Here is a 13,943-nt window from a genome sequence, read left to right as displayed (position 1 = left end):
GAATTCCCCCCCATTCGCCAGCACTTCGTGCGTGGACGGTTTTTCCTGGAGGAAGGCGCAGCAAAAGGAGAGTGCCCGAGGTCGAAATCGGCGACGGTTGCTCATAAACTGGCGCGTCTTCCGTTCCGCCACACCGACCCGAGGTCGATGACGGGATTCGAACCCGCATGAGGATTTCTCCCCACCAGTTCCCGAAGTATCCGCTGCCTGCGCACCGGGCACCCACCATCTGCTGCGCCTCCCGAGATCGAATCGCGCACCGGGAGGTGCATGAAGTTCTGGGTGTCCAGAGATCGAAGCCGGCGGAACCGACGTAGGTGCTCTAACCCCTGAGCTACACCGGCGCGTTGTACCGGTGACGGGACTCGAACCCGCGGCCGCCCCATTATCAGTGGAAGTAGGTCCTGCCTTCGCACCTGGACGTTCATCACTCTAGGAGGCGTACCGCGGGCCGAGCGACCCAATTAACTAGCCGCGCTTCTGCCGCTTCCACGGCCCCGTGATCGCCAGCATGATCCCCGGTGACTGGATGCTGGCGTACAGCGTCTTCCCGTCGGGTGAGAAGGTCACGCCGGCGAACTCGCTGTACTCGGGCTCCTCTTCGGTGCCGGCGTTGAGTTCGTTGCGGGCGATCGGGTACGTGCGCCCGCTGTCCGTCGCGCCGAACAGGTGCTGGATACCTTCGCCGTCCTCGGCGAGGATCAGGCCGCCGTAGGGGGAGACGGTGATGTTGTCGGGGCCGTCGAAAGCGCCGTCGGCCGACGGGTCGGGGTTCACGCCCAGCAGGACCTTCAGGGTGAGGGTGCGGCGCTTGGGGTCGTAGAACCAGACCTGGCCGTCGTGCTGGACGGGGCTCTCGGCGCGGGCGTACGAGGAGACGATGTAGGTGCCGCCGTCACCCCACCACATGCCTTCGAGCTTGCGGGCCCGGGTGATCTCCCCGGCACCGAACTGCTTGCGCACGTCGACGGTCTTCGCGTCGCGGTCGGGTACGTCGACCCAGTCGACGCCGTACACCGTGCCGATCTTCGTGGCGCGGGAGAGGTCGTCGACGAACCGGCCCGCGGAGTCGAAGCACTTGGGTGCCTGGAGGGTGCCGGCGGTGTCGGAGAGGGTGCGGAACGTGCCGTGGCCGTAGCCGAAGTGCCGCGGCGGGGTCCAGCGGTAGAGGAGGCCGTTGGGGGTCGCGGCGTCCTCGGTGAGGTAGGCGTGGCCGCGCTTGGGGTCGATGACGACGGCCTCGTGGTCGTAACGCCCGAAGAACTTCAGGGGCTTGGGGTTCCGGTTGGCGCGCCTGTCGCAGGGGTCGACCTCGAAGACGTACCCGTGATCCTTGGTCATGCCGTTGACGCCCGCGCGGTCGGAGTTCTCCTCGCAGGTGAGCCACGTACCCCAAGGGGTGCTGCCGCCCGCGCAGTTGGTGGAGGTACCGGCGATGCCCACCCACTCGGCGACCTGGCCCCCGGGACGCACCTCGACGACCGTGCAGCCGCCGGACGCCGCGGGGTCGTAGACGAGGCCCTCGGTGAGCGGCACCGGGTACTTCCAGTTGGCGCGCGGGCCCTTCAGCTCGTGGTTGTTGACGAGGAGGGTGGTGCCGCGCGGGCCTGCGAAGGCGGCGGTGCCGTCATGGTTGGACGGGGTGATCTCGCCGGAGTCCAGCTTGGTCTTCCCACTGTGGGTGATCACGCGGTACGAGAATCCGGCGGGGAGCGCCAGCAGTCCCTTGGGGTCGGGCAGGAGCGGGCCGTAGCCGACTCCGTGGTGCCCGTGCCGGTCCGCCGGTTCCCCGGCCGCGCTCTCCGTGGACGCGAGGGCGTTGGGGGCGGTGGCGAGGGCTCCGACACTTCCGGCCAGTGCGACTCCGGCCGAGGTGATCGCGGACTGTCTGGCGAAGTCCCTGCGGGTGAGCGACATGGTGTCTCCTGTGACGGCGGGGGGCGGCGCACTCGGTTCGGCGCCACGCTCCCGCCCACACCTGAACGCGGGTTGAACGGCGCCCGACTTCCGCCGAGTCAACCTTTCAGCCCGCCCGGACACCCTTCCAGCGCCGGCCGGCACCTTCAGCCCGTCCGGCGTTTGAGGACGAGCGCGTTCAGCGCGATAGGGGGGTCCGGGGGCACAGCCCCCAGGAACGGCATGGGACGGGTAGGGGCGGCGGGGGCGAAACCCTGCCACGCGCACCCCCACTCATTTTCGGCTCAACCCCCTTGCTGCGACCGCGCCTTGAACGCGGCCTTCCGCGCCTCCTTGGCCACCCGCTTGTCCGGATGCAACCTCCCCATGGCCTCCAGCACGTCCGGCGTAGCCGGATGTTCCACACGCCAGGCGGCCTCGAAGAAGCCGCCGTGCTGCTGCGCCAGCCCCTCCACCAGTCCGATCAGCTCAGCCGAGTTGCCCTCGGCCGCAAGTTGGGCGGCCACCGTGTCGATGGTCAGCCAGAACACCATCGCCTCGGACGGTGGCGGCACGTCCTGCGCGCCGTACTCGCTGAGCCAGACACGGGCGAGGCCACCCAGTTCGGCGTCGTCGAGGACCTCGCGCAGCGCGGGCTCGGCCTCGCCGCCGACGAGGGACAGGGCCTGCTGGCAGTGCAACCGCCGCAGCGGCGCTCCGGCGTCGCCGCCCCGGGCCGCCGCGAGCAACTCCCTTGCCGCGGCGAGGGGTTCGCGGCGCGTCAGCCACTGTTCGGTCTCGGCCCGCGCCGCCGTCGCGGGGAAGGCCGCCGTGCCGTCGAGCAGCGCGTCCGCTCCCTTGTCGGCGAGATCCCCGACGGCGGGCGCCTCGAAGCCGGCCTCCAGCAGCCGCGCCCGAACGCCGTACAGGCCGAGCGGGGTCAGCCGCACCATGCCGTACCGGGAGACGTCGGTCTCGTCGCCCGCCGCCCCGTCCTCGGCGGGATCGTCGGCCTCCGCCATGAGCGCCTCGTCGACGGGCCGGTAGGCGACGAGCCCGACGGGTTCGAGCAGTCTGAACTGGTCGTCGAGGCGCATCATCATGTCCGAGACCTGCTCCAGGACGTCGTTGGTGGGCTCGCCCATGTCGCTCGGTACGACCATGGACGCGGCCAGCGCCGGCAGCGGTACCGGGATGTCGGCGGGGCCGCCCTCGCTGACGCTCAGCAGGTACAGGTTGGCGAGCACACCGTCGAGGAAGTCGGCCTCCGCGTCGGGGTCCCAGTCCAGCTGGGAGAAGTCGACCTCGGTGCCCTCGCCCATGGCGTCGACGAGATCGTCGAGGTCGGGCACGCTCGCGTCGGCGAGGACGGTCTCCAGCGCCCCGAGCCACACCGCCAGCACCTCGTGCGGCGACCCGGAGGTGAGCAGCGCCAGGTCCTCGCCCACCGTGACGGTGCCCTTCTCCTCGTCGACGACCTCGACGAGCCCGGTGTCCACGGCGACCCGCCAGGCCTCACCGGCGTGGGCGAGCGCGTCCTCGACACTCGTCCCAGCCGCGCCCTCGGCGCCGATCAGCCCCAACTCCTGAGCCGCCGCCGGGAGTTGCTCCTCGACGAGTACGCCGCCGGTCTCGACCCGGGTGTCCGGCCCCGCCCAGCGGGCGAGGCGGGCGGCGCGGGAGACCAGCGGAGCGGCGAGCGCGTCCCGCGCCAGTTCCGCTTCGGAGTGCAGTCGCACCGGCGGCAGGGGGGAGCTGTCTGACATCGGCTGTTTCTCCTCAGGCGCCCGAAAGGCCGTACGGCGGCACCCGGTAAGCGCCCGGGGTCCGACGACGGGGTCTGACGACCGTACGACGTTGCGTTGAAGGCCGTACGGCTCAACCGCTCAGCCTAGACGGATTTGGCACCATGCCGCCCGGTTCATGTACCTGCCAGAGCTCGTACATGGCTGAAACCTTGACAAGTGGCCTGACCAGGCAGGAGATTGACGCGCGTAGAAGTGGAGGGGGTGCCGAATCACCGCACCCCCTTGCCTTCCACCGTGCCCCATCATGTTCACTGTTCCCCCCCAAGCCGGGCGTTCATTGCCGATCGCCTGGTGCCGAACCTTCGGCGCGGAGCCTTCCGTACCGAGTGTTCACCGGATGTCTACGCGCGTCGCCAGCCGCCCAGCAGGTCGCGTTCCCCCCACTGCACCACCCTTGTCACTTTCGTCCCGGCACCCACGTTTGTCCCCGGAGGGATCCCGTTGCCGAGCAAGTCTTCCGCGCGTCTTGCCGCGCTCACTGTCGCCGCTGTCTGTTCCACGGTCGCCACCATGGTCGTGGTCCCGTCGGCCGCACACGCCGACACCGTGCACATTCATGACATCCAGGGCACCACGCGCCTGTCCCCGCTCGCCGGCCAGAAGGTCACGGACGTGGCGGGAATCGTCACCGGCGTCCGTACCTACGGTTCGTCGCGCGGTTTCTGGATCCAGGACACGGCCCCGGACGCCGACCGGGCCACCAGCGAGGGCGTCTTCGTCTTCACCAGCTCCAAGCCGACCGTCGCGGTCGGCGACTCGGTCACCGTCACCGGCACGGTCTCGGAGTTCGTGCCCGGCGGCGCCTCGTCCGGCAACCAGGCGGTGACGGAGATCGTCAAGCCGACGGTCACCGTCATCTCCAGCGGCAACGCGGTCCCGGCCCCGGTCGTCGTCGACGCCCGGTCCGTACCAGCTGCCTACACCCCGGCCGGCGACGCCGCCGCGAGCGGCTCGGTGAACGCGCTGACGCTGCGGCCCAAGAAGTACGCCCTGGACTACTACGAGTCCCTTGAGGGCATGAACGTCCAGGTCAAGAACGCCCGTGTGGTCACCGCCACCGACCCGTACACCGAGCTGTGGGTCACGGTGAAGCCGGACGAGAACGACAACCGGCGTGGCGGCACGGTGTACGGCGCGTACACCTCGCAGAACACGGGCCGGCTCCAGATCCAGTCCCTGGGCGCGGTCGCCGACTTCCCGACCGCGAACGTCGGCGACAGTCTCAAGGGCGCCACCACCGGCCCGCTGGACTACAACCAGTTCGGTGGCTACACGCTCGTCGCCAACGAGATCGGCACCCTGAAGCAGGGCGGCCTCAAGCGCGAGACGACCCGCAAGCAGTCGCGCGGCGAGCTGGCGGTGGCGACGTACAACGTCGAGAACCTCGACCCGTCCGACGCCACGTTCGAGGAGCACGCCGCCGCGATCGTGAACAACCTGCAGTCGCCCGACATCCTGTCCCTGGAGGAGATCCAGGACAACAACGGCGCGACGAAGGACGGTACGGTCGCCGCCGACCAGACGGTCAGGAAGCTGATCGACGCGATCGTGGCGGCGGGCGGCCCGGCGTACGACTGGCGCTCCATCGACCCGGTCGACCTCGCGGACGGCGGCGAGCCCGGCGGCAACATCCGTCAGGTGTTCCTCTTCAACCCGGCGCGGGTCTCCTTCACCGACCGGCCGGGCGGCGACGCCACGACGGCCACCGGTGTCACCAAGGACCACGGCAAGGCCGCCCTGACGGTCTCCCCGGGCCGAATAGACCCGGCGAACGCGGCCTGGACGAACAGCCGCAAGCCGCTCGCGGGCGAGTTCGCCTTCCGCGGCAAGACCGTCATCCTGATCGCCAACCACTTCTCCTCGAAGGGCGGCGACCAGGGTCTGCACTCGCAGTTCCAGCCGCCGGCGCGCAGCTCGGAGACCCAGCGTCACCTCCAGGCGACCGCGGTGAACTCGTTCGTCAAGGACATCCTGAAGGTCCAGAAGAACGCGGACGTGATCACGCTCGGCGACATCAACGACTTCGAGTTCTCCGACACCACCAAGCTGCTGGAGGACGACGGCGCGCTGTGGTCGGCGATCAAGTCGCTGCCGAAGAGCGAGCGTTACACCTACGACTACCAGGGCAACAGCCAGGTCCTGGACCAGATCCTGGTCAGCCCGTCGATCAGCCGGGGCTGCGACTTCGACTACGACTCCGTGCACATCAACGCGGAGTTCAACGACCAGATCAGCGACCACGACCCGCAGGTGCTGCGGTTCAAGCCGTAACCAGCAGTCGCAAGCAGTAGCCGTAACCAGCAGTCGTCACCAGTAGTCGCACGGCCGCTCAGGACTGGCTGAACACGCCGTTCAGCCAGTCCTGCCAGGCGGCCTCGCACTCCTTGATGTCGGCACCCGGCGTGAAGTCGTGCAGGGAGATGCCCACCGGGTAGCCCCAGTGGTTCCGCCCGAAGAAGCGGGTGAGGCCCCGGTCCGTGCGCAGCCCGATGAAGTACGGGTTACGGAAGTCGACGACGGCCTCGAACTCGTCGGGCCCGCGGACCGTCACCCGCGCACCGACGGCCATGTCCTCCCCGACCCCGAGCGCCCGCCCGACGACGGCGAGGGCGTCGGCCGCCTTGGACGCCTCGGGCCCGTCGAAGGTGGCGAACGCGGCCGGCCTGGGCGCGAAGTGCGTCAGATACTCCCGCAGGGTGTGCAGATAGAAGTCGGTGTGCCGGGCGGCGCCGTCGTACTGGTTGTCCCAGTCGTCGACGAAGATGCCGCTGTGCACGTAACGCACCCAGGCCCGGCGGCCCTCGTCGCGCGGTTCGACCGTGTAGTCGAGCTGGTTGAGTGTCTGCTCGGAGATGCCCTCGACGTCCTCGACACGGTTGGTGTAGCGGTGCGGCGGATCCCAGGCGATGACCTTGGACCCGAAGGGCCCCTTGCCGCCGACCCGTGGCTCCGGCGGCTCCATCGGCCACAGATACCCTCCGGTCCCGGTGGTGACCGCCTCCCACACCTCCTCCGGACTGGCGTCGACCTCGAACTCGCGCGCGATCTCGAATCCCCTGGAAACTTCCTTGGACATGGCGCTCACTCCTGATTTTCCGCGGTACGTGTGATGTCAGTGGTGCCGGTGGTGTCTGCGGCGCCTGTCGTGCCGGAAATCGCCTCGCCGGTCCGGGGCTTGACCGTCGGGTGCACGGCCACCACGATTCGGTGATCGCGCCCTCCTTCGGCACCGGGCGAGTCGTACTTGCGCACCAACGCGCCGACGCCCGCCGTCAACTCCTCGATGAACGCGGCCCGGTCGCCGGCGGAGGCGAACCGCACCTCGCCGTCGAGCGCGTAGGTGGCGAGCCGCTGACGGGCCCGCGCGGCGCCGGTGATCAGCGAGCCCACGTCCCGCACCAGCCGCGCCCCGACCGCCAGCAGCCAGCGCGCGGAGAGCTGGTCGCGGAAACGGTCGGGATCGGGCTGTACGGCGGCCAGGGCGAGCGGCGAGATGACGTACGACGCGGCGGTCGCCCGCATCAGCCGCTCGGTGACATTGCCCTTGCGGCGCTCCCCGGCCAGCTCGACCAGGCCGTGCCGCTCCAGCGCCTTGAGGTGGTAGTTCACCTTCTGCCGGGGCAGTCCGACCTTGCCGGCCAGCATGGCGGCCGACGCGGGTCCGGCGGCCAGCTCGGCGAGCAGCCGGCCCCTTATGGGGTCCAGCGAAACGGCGGCTGCCGCCGGGTCCTCGATCACGGTGACGTCCAGCATGGCTCCACACTCCCACCGACAACTTTTTTTGTCCAGGGGAGAAAAGTCTTCGGTTGATCCGGAGCGAGATCAGCTCATTCGGGAACGAGCCCGAGGACGTACGAGTACCGACTGCCGGTGATCGACTTCACCTCGGGATACGTCCGCACGCGCTCCCACTGCGCGCCGACCGCCTCGGCACCCTCCCCCGGGTCGGCGATGGCCCCCTCATAGGACTCCGGGCTCTCCCACTCGGCGTAGTTCAGGACGTGGGTGCCGTCCTGGCTCAGATGGAAGTGGGCCGAGATGAGCCCGCGGTCGCTCTCCAGCGGCTCGGCGAGGGCCCCGAGCACCAGGTCGACCCACTCGCGCCGCCGCTCCGCGGCTCCCTCCTCGAAGTCGATCCGGACGGTCACGACGAGCCCGGGAACGCGCGCGTCCCCGGCGGCCCATTCCTGGCTGCGGTACCGCCGGTACCGGTCGAGGGCGACCCGCTCGATCCCGGGTACGGCGGTGTCGATCTCGTCGACGCGCGCCTGCCGCCGCGTCTTGAGGAAGGCCTCGTAATCCTGCTCACGGGCCCACTGGGAGTGATGGAGCAGAGTGGTCCCGTCATGACCGGCGTAGACGAAGTAGCCGAGCCCTCCGCCCGCCGGCCAGGCCTGGCGCTCCCAGGTCGCGGCGATGGCGTCGACCGTCTCCCGCTGCCGTTCGGGGGTACCGACCCGCCAGGTACTGAAGAAGGGCGCTCCGACGTCCGGGCGAGTGAGGTCGGGGTAGGCGTCGGTACGACGGGTCATGGCAGCCTCCGTTGATCGGCATCGATGGTACGCCGACCAGCCTCCGACCTCGACCATGGTTGAGGTCAAGCTCGGCTGGAGACCAACTCCCCTACCCCTTGAGCCCGTTGCCCGGCCCCCGCTCGTCCAGTCGCGCCAGCTGACCCTGGAACCAGTCGAGCCGAGCCTGCAACAGGGCGGCCTCGGCGACGAGTTCGGGCACCCCCAGTCCTCCGACCCCGCCCGGGAGACCACCGACCGGAGCCGCCGCGCCGCTCCCCGCCACGACCCGCAGCCCGTCCCCGCCCAGCCGCGCGAACCCCGCGAGCGACACGGACGTACGCCCTCGTACGCAGCCCGCGCACGCGGCGGCCAGGCCGCGCCATCCGGGCCTTCCCCAGCCGGCGTCGGCGAGCACGGCGGCGACCGCACCGCAGGCACAGGGCCCGACGGTCGCGACGCGCACCCGCTGACGGGCGTAGCGGAAGCCGAGTTCGAAGCGGATGTAGGCGCCGAGGACGGTGACGTCGAGCAGGACGGCCGCCCGGTGCTCGGCGGTGCACAGCAGCCCCTCGGCCGTCGCCCGGTCGTGCACGCAGTGGAAGCCGCAGTCGCAGCGGCGGTGCGGCGCACGGTGCCGCAGGCCGTAGACACAGGACGCGTCGGCGAGAACCCCGTACGGCAGCGCGCCGCCCAGCGACACCCCGGTGAACCCGGCCCGGGTGCCGTCCTGGGACAGCACCGGGTGGGCGATCTTGTATCCGGTCGGCGGCTCCGCCGGACGTTCCTCGGGGAGCCGCAGCCTCATCGGGCGACCGGAGCCTCTTCGGCGGACGTCTCCAACTCATGCACCTCTTCGGGGAGTTGGAGTTCATCCGCAGGGACAGGTACCTGTTCCTCCGCGACACCGGTGGTGAGTGCCTTGCCGAGCCTCATGACGCCTCCCATGACCTGCTGTTCGGTGACCGTCCCTGCCATGGTGGCCCATGGAGCCCCGAGTTGGCACCAGTGCCTCCCAATTCCCGGCTTTCCAACGCCGAAGCATTGCTTATGGATACCGGGTAAGAGAATTAAGTGGAGCTTCACCAACTCCTTGCCGAGACTGCTCGCATGACAACACCACCCGCGGCGCCCTCCACCCCCTTCGGCCGCGCCCTGTGCGCGATGGTCACCCCCTTCACCGCCGAGGGCGCCCTGGACCTCGACGGCGCCCAGCTCCTCGCCGACCGGCTGGTTGCCGGGGGCTGCGACGGCCTCGTCCTCTCCGGGACGACGGGCGAGTCCCCGACCACGACGGACACGGAGAAGTCGGCGCTGGTACGGGCGGTGCGGGAGGCGGTCGGTGCGGGAGGCGGTCGGTGCGCGGGCGTCGATCGTGACGGGCATCGGCACCTCGGACACCTCGCACTCCGTCGAACTGGCACGGGCGGCCGAAAAGGCGGGCGCTGACGCCCTGTTGGCGGTCGCCCCCTACTACAGCCGCCCACCGCAGGACGCGATCGAGGCCCACTTCCGCGAGCTGGCGGACGCCTCCGCCCTGCCCCTCGCCCTGTACGACATCCCGGGCCGCACCGGCGTCCGCATCGAGCCGGAGACAATGATCCGCCTCGCCGACCACCCGAGGATCGTCGCCGTGAAGGACTGTGCGTACGACCTGATGGGCACGCAGAAGGTACTGGCCCGGACCGACCTTGCGTTCTACACGGGCTGCGACGAATACGTGCTGGCGCTGTACGCGCTCGGCGGCGCCGGATACATCAGCACCGTGGCCAATGTGATCCCACGTCACTTCCGTTCCGTCATCGACGCGTTCGACGCGGGCGGGACCACCGAGGCCGCCCGCCTCCAGCAACGGACGCTTCCGCTCACCGAGTTGATGATGGCCTCCGGCTTGCCGGGCGCGGTCACGGCCAAGGCCCTGCTGGGCGGACTGGGCCTGCCCTCGGGCCCGGTGCGGGCACCGCTGCGCTCGGCCGACCGGGAGGCAACGCAGCAACTGCTGTCAGCTTACGAGGAGTTGACCGCGTAGCCACCCACCAGAGCCGGCGACCGGAGAAAGGCCGGGATCCGCACCGTCGCCCGGCGCGCGACACGGATCCCGACCCTCCCCGCACCACAAGCCAACTCAACTCACGTCAGCTCACTCCCAGCGATGCCCGTCACCGAACAGCAGGAAGTGCTCCAGCACGTCCTCCATCGGGTCGTCGACCTGGCCGATGTTGACCAGGCCGACCCGGGGACCGTTGTGCGAGCCGGTGTTGGTCTCGTCCGCGTACGCGCTCCCCGCGGGAACCCCGCAGACCACGGCTGCGGTGACCGCCCCCGTCAGCCAACGCGCCACGACCCTCGACCGCTCGTTCGTCATCGCTCCACCCCTCGTCCGCACTTCTACTGCCGCTCCGGCATCTGATCGGACCCTGTGTCCACCCGTTCATCTGCCTGAAGCCCGACGAGGTCACGCGGAGTAACCCGTACGTGATCTTGGGCGTCGCCGTTCGTACCCGTACGGGTATACGGCGGAGTACGTCAGTTGTGGCTGTGCAGGACCTCGTTCAGGCCGCCCCAGACCGCGTTGTTCGGGCGGGCCTCGACCCTGCCCGTGACGGAGTTGCGGCGGAAGAGGATGTTGGAGGCGCCGGAGAGTTCGCGGGCCTTGACGATCTGTCCGTCGGGCATGGTGACGAGGGTGCCGGCGGTGACGTACAGCCCGGCCTCGACCACGCACTCGTCGCCGAGGGCGATCCCGACGCCGGCCTCGGCGCCGACCAGGCAGCGCTCGCCGATGGTGATACGGACCTGGCCGCCACCGGACAGCGTGCCCATCGTCGAGGCACCGCCACCGATGTCGGACCCGTCGCCGACGACGACGCCGGCGGAGATACGGCCCTCGACCATCGACGTACCGAGCGTGCCCGCGTTGAAGTTGACGAAGCCCTCGTGCATGACGGTCGTGCCCTCGGCGAGGTGCGCGCCGAGGCGCACCCGGTCGGCGTCGGCGATGCGGACGCCCTTGGGGGCCACGTAGTCGGTCATACGGGGGAACTTGTCGATGGACGTGACCTGGAGGTGCAGACCCTCGGCGCGGGCGTTGAGGCGCACCGTCTCGACGTCGTCCACGGCGACCGGGCCGAGCGAGGTCCAGGCGACGTTGGCGAGGTGGGCGAACATCCCGTCCAGGGACTGCCCGTGGGGCCGCACGAGCCGGTGCGAGAGCAGGTGGAGGCGGAGGTAGACGTCGTGCGCGTCGAGCGGCTTGTCGTCCAGGGAGGCGATGACCGTACGGACCGCGACCACCTCGACACCCCGGCGCGCGTCCGGCCCGACCGCCTTCGCCGCACCCTCACCGAGCGCCTCGACGGCCCGCTCGACGGAGAGCCGCTCGGTACCGGCGGGGCCGGGCTCGGCGGACAGTTCGGGGGCGGGGAACCAGGTGTCGAGAACGGTGCCGTCAGCGGCGACGGTGGCAAGCCCGGCGGCAACGGCGCCGGTGGTGCGGGAAGCAGTCGTGTCGGTCATGGACAAAACCTAACGCGAGCGAGCCCGCCCGGGCGAACCGCTACGGACCGGATCTCAAGGACCGGTCACAGGGCTGACCCGAGTCCGAGGACAAGGCAGCACCCCTCAGCGCCTGCCCGCATTTCCAGCCCGTCCGGCGATTGACGACAAGGCCCGTTCAGGGCCGGTGAGGGGTCTGGGGGCGCAGCCCCCAGGAACGGGATGGGACGGGTAGGGGCGGCGGGGGCGAGGAAACTCCCCCTCACCCCCGCAGCACCCGCCCGAACACCTCCCGAGCGAACCCCTCGTCATAAGCACCGCCGGTGAGCAGCACCTGCAGACACATCCCGTCCATCACCGCCACCAACGCCCGAGCCGTCACCGCGTCCGTCCGCGCACCCAACAACTCCGCAACCCCCTCCGCCCACTCAGCGGCAACGGGTCGCAACGCCGGCCGCCGGAGCGCCGCCAGATACAACTCGCACTCCAGCTCGACCCCCGCCCGATCCCCCGATAGCCACTCCCCCAGCAACCCGGCAAGCTCCCCCGCCAGATCGGCCCGGTCGTCCCGCAACCCACCCCGCGCGGCCACCACCTTCGCGAACCCCTCGTTCGCCTGCCGCAGCGCGGCGACGAGAAGCTCGTCCAGGGTGCTGAAGTGATACGTCGTAGACCCCAGCGGCACATCCGCCTCCGCGGCCACCGACCGATGACTCAGCCCCGCGATCCCCTTCTCCCCCACCACCCGGATCGCCGCGTCGATGATCCGCTGGCGCCGCTCGGGGTCGTACCGCCGCACCATCAGTGCGCACCGCCCATGTTGAGCACGACGACCCCGCCGATGATGAGCGCGATTCCCGCGACCTTGGTCACATTCATGCCCTCCCCGAGGAACACCGCCCCGATCGTCGCGACGGCAGCCGTGCCGATCCCCGACCAGATCGCGTACGCCGTACCGACGGACACCGTCTTCAGTGTCTGCGCGAGCAGGACGAACGCGACGGCATACCCCAGACCGGTCAGCACGGAGGGCCACAGCCTGCTGAAACCGTCGCTGTACTTCATGGCGGTCGTGGCGCCCACCTCAGCGGCGATGGCTCCGACCAGCAACAGATATCCCATGTGTACGAGTGTACGCATGAATGTGTACGACCGTACACAGCACCTGCCCAAATCCACCCGCACTCCGCACCACGCCACCAACTCCCCCACCCCCCGGTCTCATTGAGGAAACAACCCTTCTCACGGCCCTGGACGTCACCTAGCCTCGCGTCCATTACTGTTTCAACCACTCGTTCACACGTTCGCCACAGGCGACGCCGGAGGAACAGCGCATGACACAAGAAAAGCCCCGGCCCACCCCGAATCAACCGTGGGAGAACGGCTGGGCCCCGGACACCTCACGTGTGCCCGGGACGCGGCGGCTCTGGATGGCGGGCACTCTCGCCCTGTCGGTCGTTGCCGCCTGTGTGACCGCGATCATCGTCACCGACCGGCAGACCGAGGACCCGGTGCCCGTGGCGAAGGCACCCGCGCCGTCGCCCGGTTCGACGTACCCCGGTCTCCTCACCTTCGCCTCCCCGACGGCGTCCGGAACCGTGCCCCCGGACGGAAAGAGCGGCCTGTCGTCGGCGCAGCCGACCACATCGGCCGACACGCCCCCCGTCCCCGCCCCGGACGTCAAGGGCTCCGCCTCCGCTCCCGCCTCGGCGGCCCCCGGGAAGCCCGCCGCCTCCCCGTCCCCGAGCAAGTCCTCGGCCGCTCCCCCGAAGCCGGACCGCTCCCTCCTGAGGTCCGTCGAGTCGACCAACTACGCCGGCCGCTACTGGCACGTGTCAGACGGCACGGTGAGGCTCGATCCGGTCCAGGGCTCGGAATCCCGTGAGGACAGCACTTTCAGTGTCGTCAAGGGGCTGTCCAACAGTTCCTGCTACTCGTTCAAGACGCACGACAACAAGTACCTGCGCCACCGCAACTTCGTCCTGCGCGCCGACCGCAACGACGGCTCCTCGCTGTTCAAGCAGGACGCCACCTTCTGCGGCGGGTACTCGGGGTACACGGGCGCGGCGGTGCTCCAGTCGGTGAACTACCCCAACCACGCACTGCGCCACAAGAACTTCCAGCTGCGCCTGGACCCGTACGGCTACAACACGACCAACCGGGAGGACTTCTCCTTCCGCGTGGTGGCCCCGCTGGCCTGAGACGCACACGGAAGCGGGGGCACCCTGGTCGG

The 13,943-nt window shown here is 69.9% G+C and carries 13 protein-coding genes and 1 pseudogene; 3 read left to right on the top strand and 11 right to left on the bottom strand.

The genetic code is table 11. From position 1 onward, the window contains the following. Window positions 1-468 precede the first annotated feature (468 nt). Together IEY89_RS26430 and IEY89_RS26425 are read right to left on the bottom strand one after the other, a co-directional pair. Window positions 469-1,917 (bottom strand): alkaline phosphatase PhoX, encoded by a 1,449-nt coding sequence (locus IEY89_RS26430; protein WP_189149996.1) that lies wholly within the window; start codon window positions 1,915-1,917, stop codon window positions 469-471. 284 nt (window positions 1,918-2,201) lie between these two features. Further along, on the bottom strand, window positions 2,202-3,662 hold the full coding sequence (locus IEY89_RS26425) for a hypothetical protein (protein WP_189149995.1): 1,461 nt from the start codon (window positions 3,660-3,662) through the stop codon (window positions 2,202-2,204). A gap of 483 nt (window positions 3,663-4,145) precedes the next feature. Here IEY89_RS26425 and IEY89_RS26420 point away from each other — a divergent pair, with 483 nt between their 5' ends. After that, window positions 4,146-5,975 (top strand): DUF8508 domain-containing protein, encoded by a 1,830-nt coding sequence (locus tag IEY89_RS26420; protein WP_189149994.1) that lies wholly within the window; start codon window positions 4,146-4,148, stop codon window positions 5,973-5,975. Window positions 5,976-6,033: 58 nt separating this feature from the next. On the opposite strand, the gene IEY89_RS26415 is transcribed toward IEY89_RS26420, so the two are convergent. From IEY89_RS26415 to IEY89_RS26395, 5 genes are all read right to left on the bottom strand, one after another. Continuing rightward, window positions 6,034-6,780 (bottom strand): SRPBCC family protein, encoded by a 747-nt coding sequence (locus IEY89_RS26415; RefSeq protein ID WP_189149993.1) that lies wholly within the window; start codon window positions 6,778-6,780, stop codon window positions 6,034-6,036. 5 nt (window positions 6,781-6,785) lie between these two features. Then, complete coding sequence (locus IEY89_RS26410; protein WP_189149992.1) at window positions 6,786-7,457, bottom strand: ArsR/SmtB family transcription factor; 672 nt, start codon at window positions 7,455-7,457, stop codon at window positions 6,786-6,788. Window positions 7,458-7,531: 74 nt separating this feature from the next. Further along, window positions 7,532-8,236 (bottom strand): antibiotic biosynthesis monooxygenase, encoded by a 705-nt coding sequence (locus tag IEY89_RS26405; RefSeq protein ID WP_189149991.1) that lies wholly within the window; start codon window positions 8,234-8,236, stop codon window positions 7,532-7,534. 91 nt (window positions 8,237-8,327) lie between these two features. Continuing rightward, the gene (locus tag IEY89_RS26400) at window positions 8,328-9,023 is read right to left on the bottom strand and encodes a hypothetical protein (RefSeq protein ID WP_189149990.1); all 696 of its coding nucleotides are present in this window, start codon (window positions 9,021-9,023) and stop codon (window positions 8,328-8,330) included. Continuing rightward, complete coding sequence (locus IEY89_RS26395) at window positions 9,020-9,193, bottom strand: hypothetical protein (protein ID WP_189150122.1); 174 nt, start codon at window positions 9,191-9,193, stop codon at window positions 9,020-9,022. Before IEY89_RS26395 ends, IEY89_RS26400 begins: the two co-directional genes overlap by 4 nt. A gap of 132 nt (window positions 9,194-9,325) precedes the next feature. Between IEY89_RS26395 and dapA the strand changes: the two are divergent. Continuing rightward, window positions 9,326-10,244 (top strand): annotated as a pseudogene (dapA, locus tag IEY89_RS26390) (4-hydroxy-tetrahydrodipicolinate synthase). A gap of 111 nt (window positions 10,245-10,355) precedes the next feature. Here the strand turns inward: dapA and IEY89_RS26385 are convergent. The 4 genes from IEY89_RS26385 to IEY89_RS26370 form a co-directional block, all read right to left on the bottom strand. After that, a complete protein-coding gene (locus IEY89_RS26385; protein ID WP_189149989.1) occupies window positions 10,356-10,580 on the bottom strand; it encodes a hypothetical protein in 225 nt (74 codons plus the stop codon). Window positions 10,581-10,741: 161 nt separating this feature from the next. After that, window positions 10,742-11,731: a 2,3,4,5-tetrahydropyridine-2,6-dicarboxylate N-succinyltransferase gene (gene dapD, locus IEY89_RS26380; protein ID WP_189149988.1), complete on the bottom strand. Its 990-nt coding sequence runs from the start codon at window positions 11,729-11,731 to the stop codon at window positions 10,742-10,744. Between the two features lie 241 nt (window positions 11,732-11,972). Then, window positions 11,973-12,512, bottom strand: a complete 540-nt coding sequence (locus tag IEY89_RS26375) for a TetR/AcrR family transcriptional regulator (RefSeq protein WP_189149987.1) — start codon at window positions 12,510-12,512, stop codon at window positions 11,973-11,975. Beyond that, window positions 12,512-12,850, bottom strand: a complete 339-nt coding sequence (locus tag IEY89_RS26370; RefSeq protein ID WP_189149986.1) for a DMT family transporter — start codon at window positions 12,848-12,850, stop codon at window positions 12,512-12,514. Before IEY89_RS26370 ends, IEY89_RS26375 begins: the two co-directional genes overlap by 1 nt. A 194-nt stretch (window positions 12,851-13,044) precedes the next feature. On the opposite strand from IEY89_RS26370, the gene IEY89_RS26365 reads away from it, so the two are divergent. Further along, window positions 13,045-13,911 (top strand): AbfB domain-containing protein, encoded by an 867-nt coding sequence (locus IEY89_RS26365; RefSeq protein WP_189149985.1) that lies wholly within the window; start codon window positions 13,045-13,047, stop codon window positions 13,909-13,911. Window positions 13,912-13,943: the final 32 nt, after the last annotated feature.

This window comes from Streptomyces lacrimifluminis (assembly GCF_014646095.1).
Taxonomy (GTDB): Bacteria; Actinomycetota; Actinomycetes; order Streptomycetales; family Streptomycetaceae; genus Streptomyces; species Streptomyces lacrimifluminis.
Note: the sequence above shows the minus strand (reverse complement) of the source record. Positions and strands in the feature narration are given on the sequence as shown.

Bases quoted from the DNA above. Each gene is read 5' to 3' on its own strand.
- IEY89_RS26430 (WP_189149996.1), bottom strand. From the start codon at position 1,917: ATGTCGCTCACCCGCAGGGACTTCGCCAGACAGTCCGCGATCACCTCG.
- IEY89_RS26425 (WP_189149995.1), bottom strand. From the start codon at position 3,662: ATGTCAGACAGCTCCCCCCTGCCGCCGGTGCGACTGCACTCCGAAGCG.
- IEY89_RS26415 (WP_189149993.1), bottom strand. From the start codon at position 6,780: ATGTCCAAGGAAGTTTCCAGGGGATTCGAGATCGCGCGCGAGTTCGAG.
- IEY89_RS26410 (WP_189149992.1), bottom strand. From the start codon at position 7,457: ATGCTGGACGTCACCGTGATCGAGGACCCGGCGGCAGCCGCCGTTTCG.
- IEY89_RS26405 (WP_189149991.1), bottom strand. From the start codon at position 8,236: ATGACCCGTCGTACCGACGCCTACCCCGACCTCACTCGCCCGGACGTC.
- IEY89_RS26400 (WP_189149990.1), bottom strand. From the start codon at position 9,023: ATGAGGCTGCGGCTCCCCGAGGAACGTCCGGCGGAGCCGCCGACCGGA.
- IEY89_RS26395 (WP_189150122.1), bottom strand. From the start codon at position 9,193: ATGGCAGGGACGGTCACCGAACAGCAGGTCATGGGAGGCGTCATGAGG.
- IEY89_RS26385 (WP_189149989.1), bottom strand. From the start codon at position 10,580: ATGACGAACGAGCGGTCGAGGGTCGTGGCGCGTTGGCTGACGGGGGCG.
- dapD (WP_189149988.1), bottom strand. From the start codon at position 11,731: ATGACCGACACGACTGCTTCCCGCACCACCGGCGCCGTTGCCGCCGGG.
- IEY89_RS26375 (WP_189149987.1), bottom strand. From the start codon at position 12,512: ATGGTGCGGCGGTACGACCCCGAGCGGCGCCAGCGGATCATCGACGCG.
- IEY89_RS26370 (WP_189149986.1), bottom strand. From the start codon at position 12,850: ATGCGTACACTCGTACACATGGGATATCTGTTGCTGGTCGGAGCCATC.
- IEY89_RS26365 (WP_189149985.1), top strand. From the start codon at position 13,045: ATGACACAAGAAAAGCCCCGGCCCACCCCGAATCAACCGTGGGAGAAC.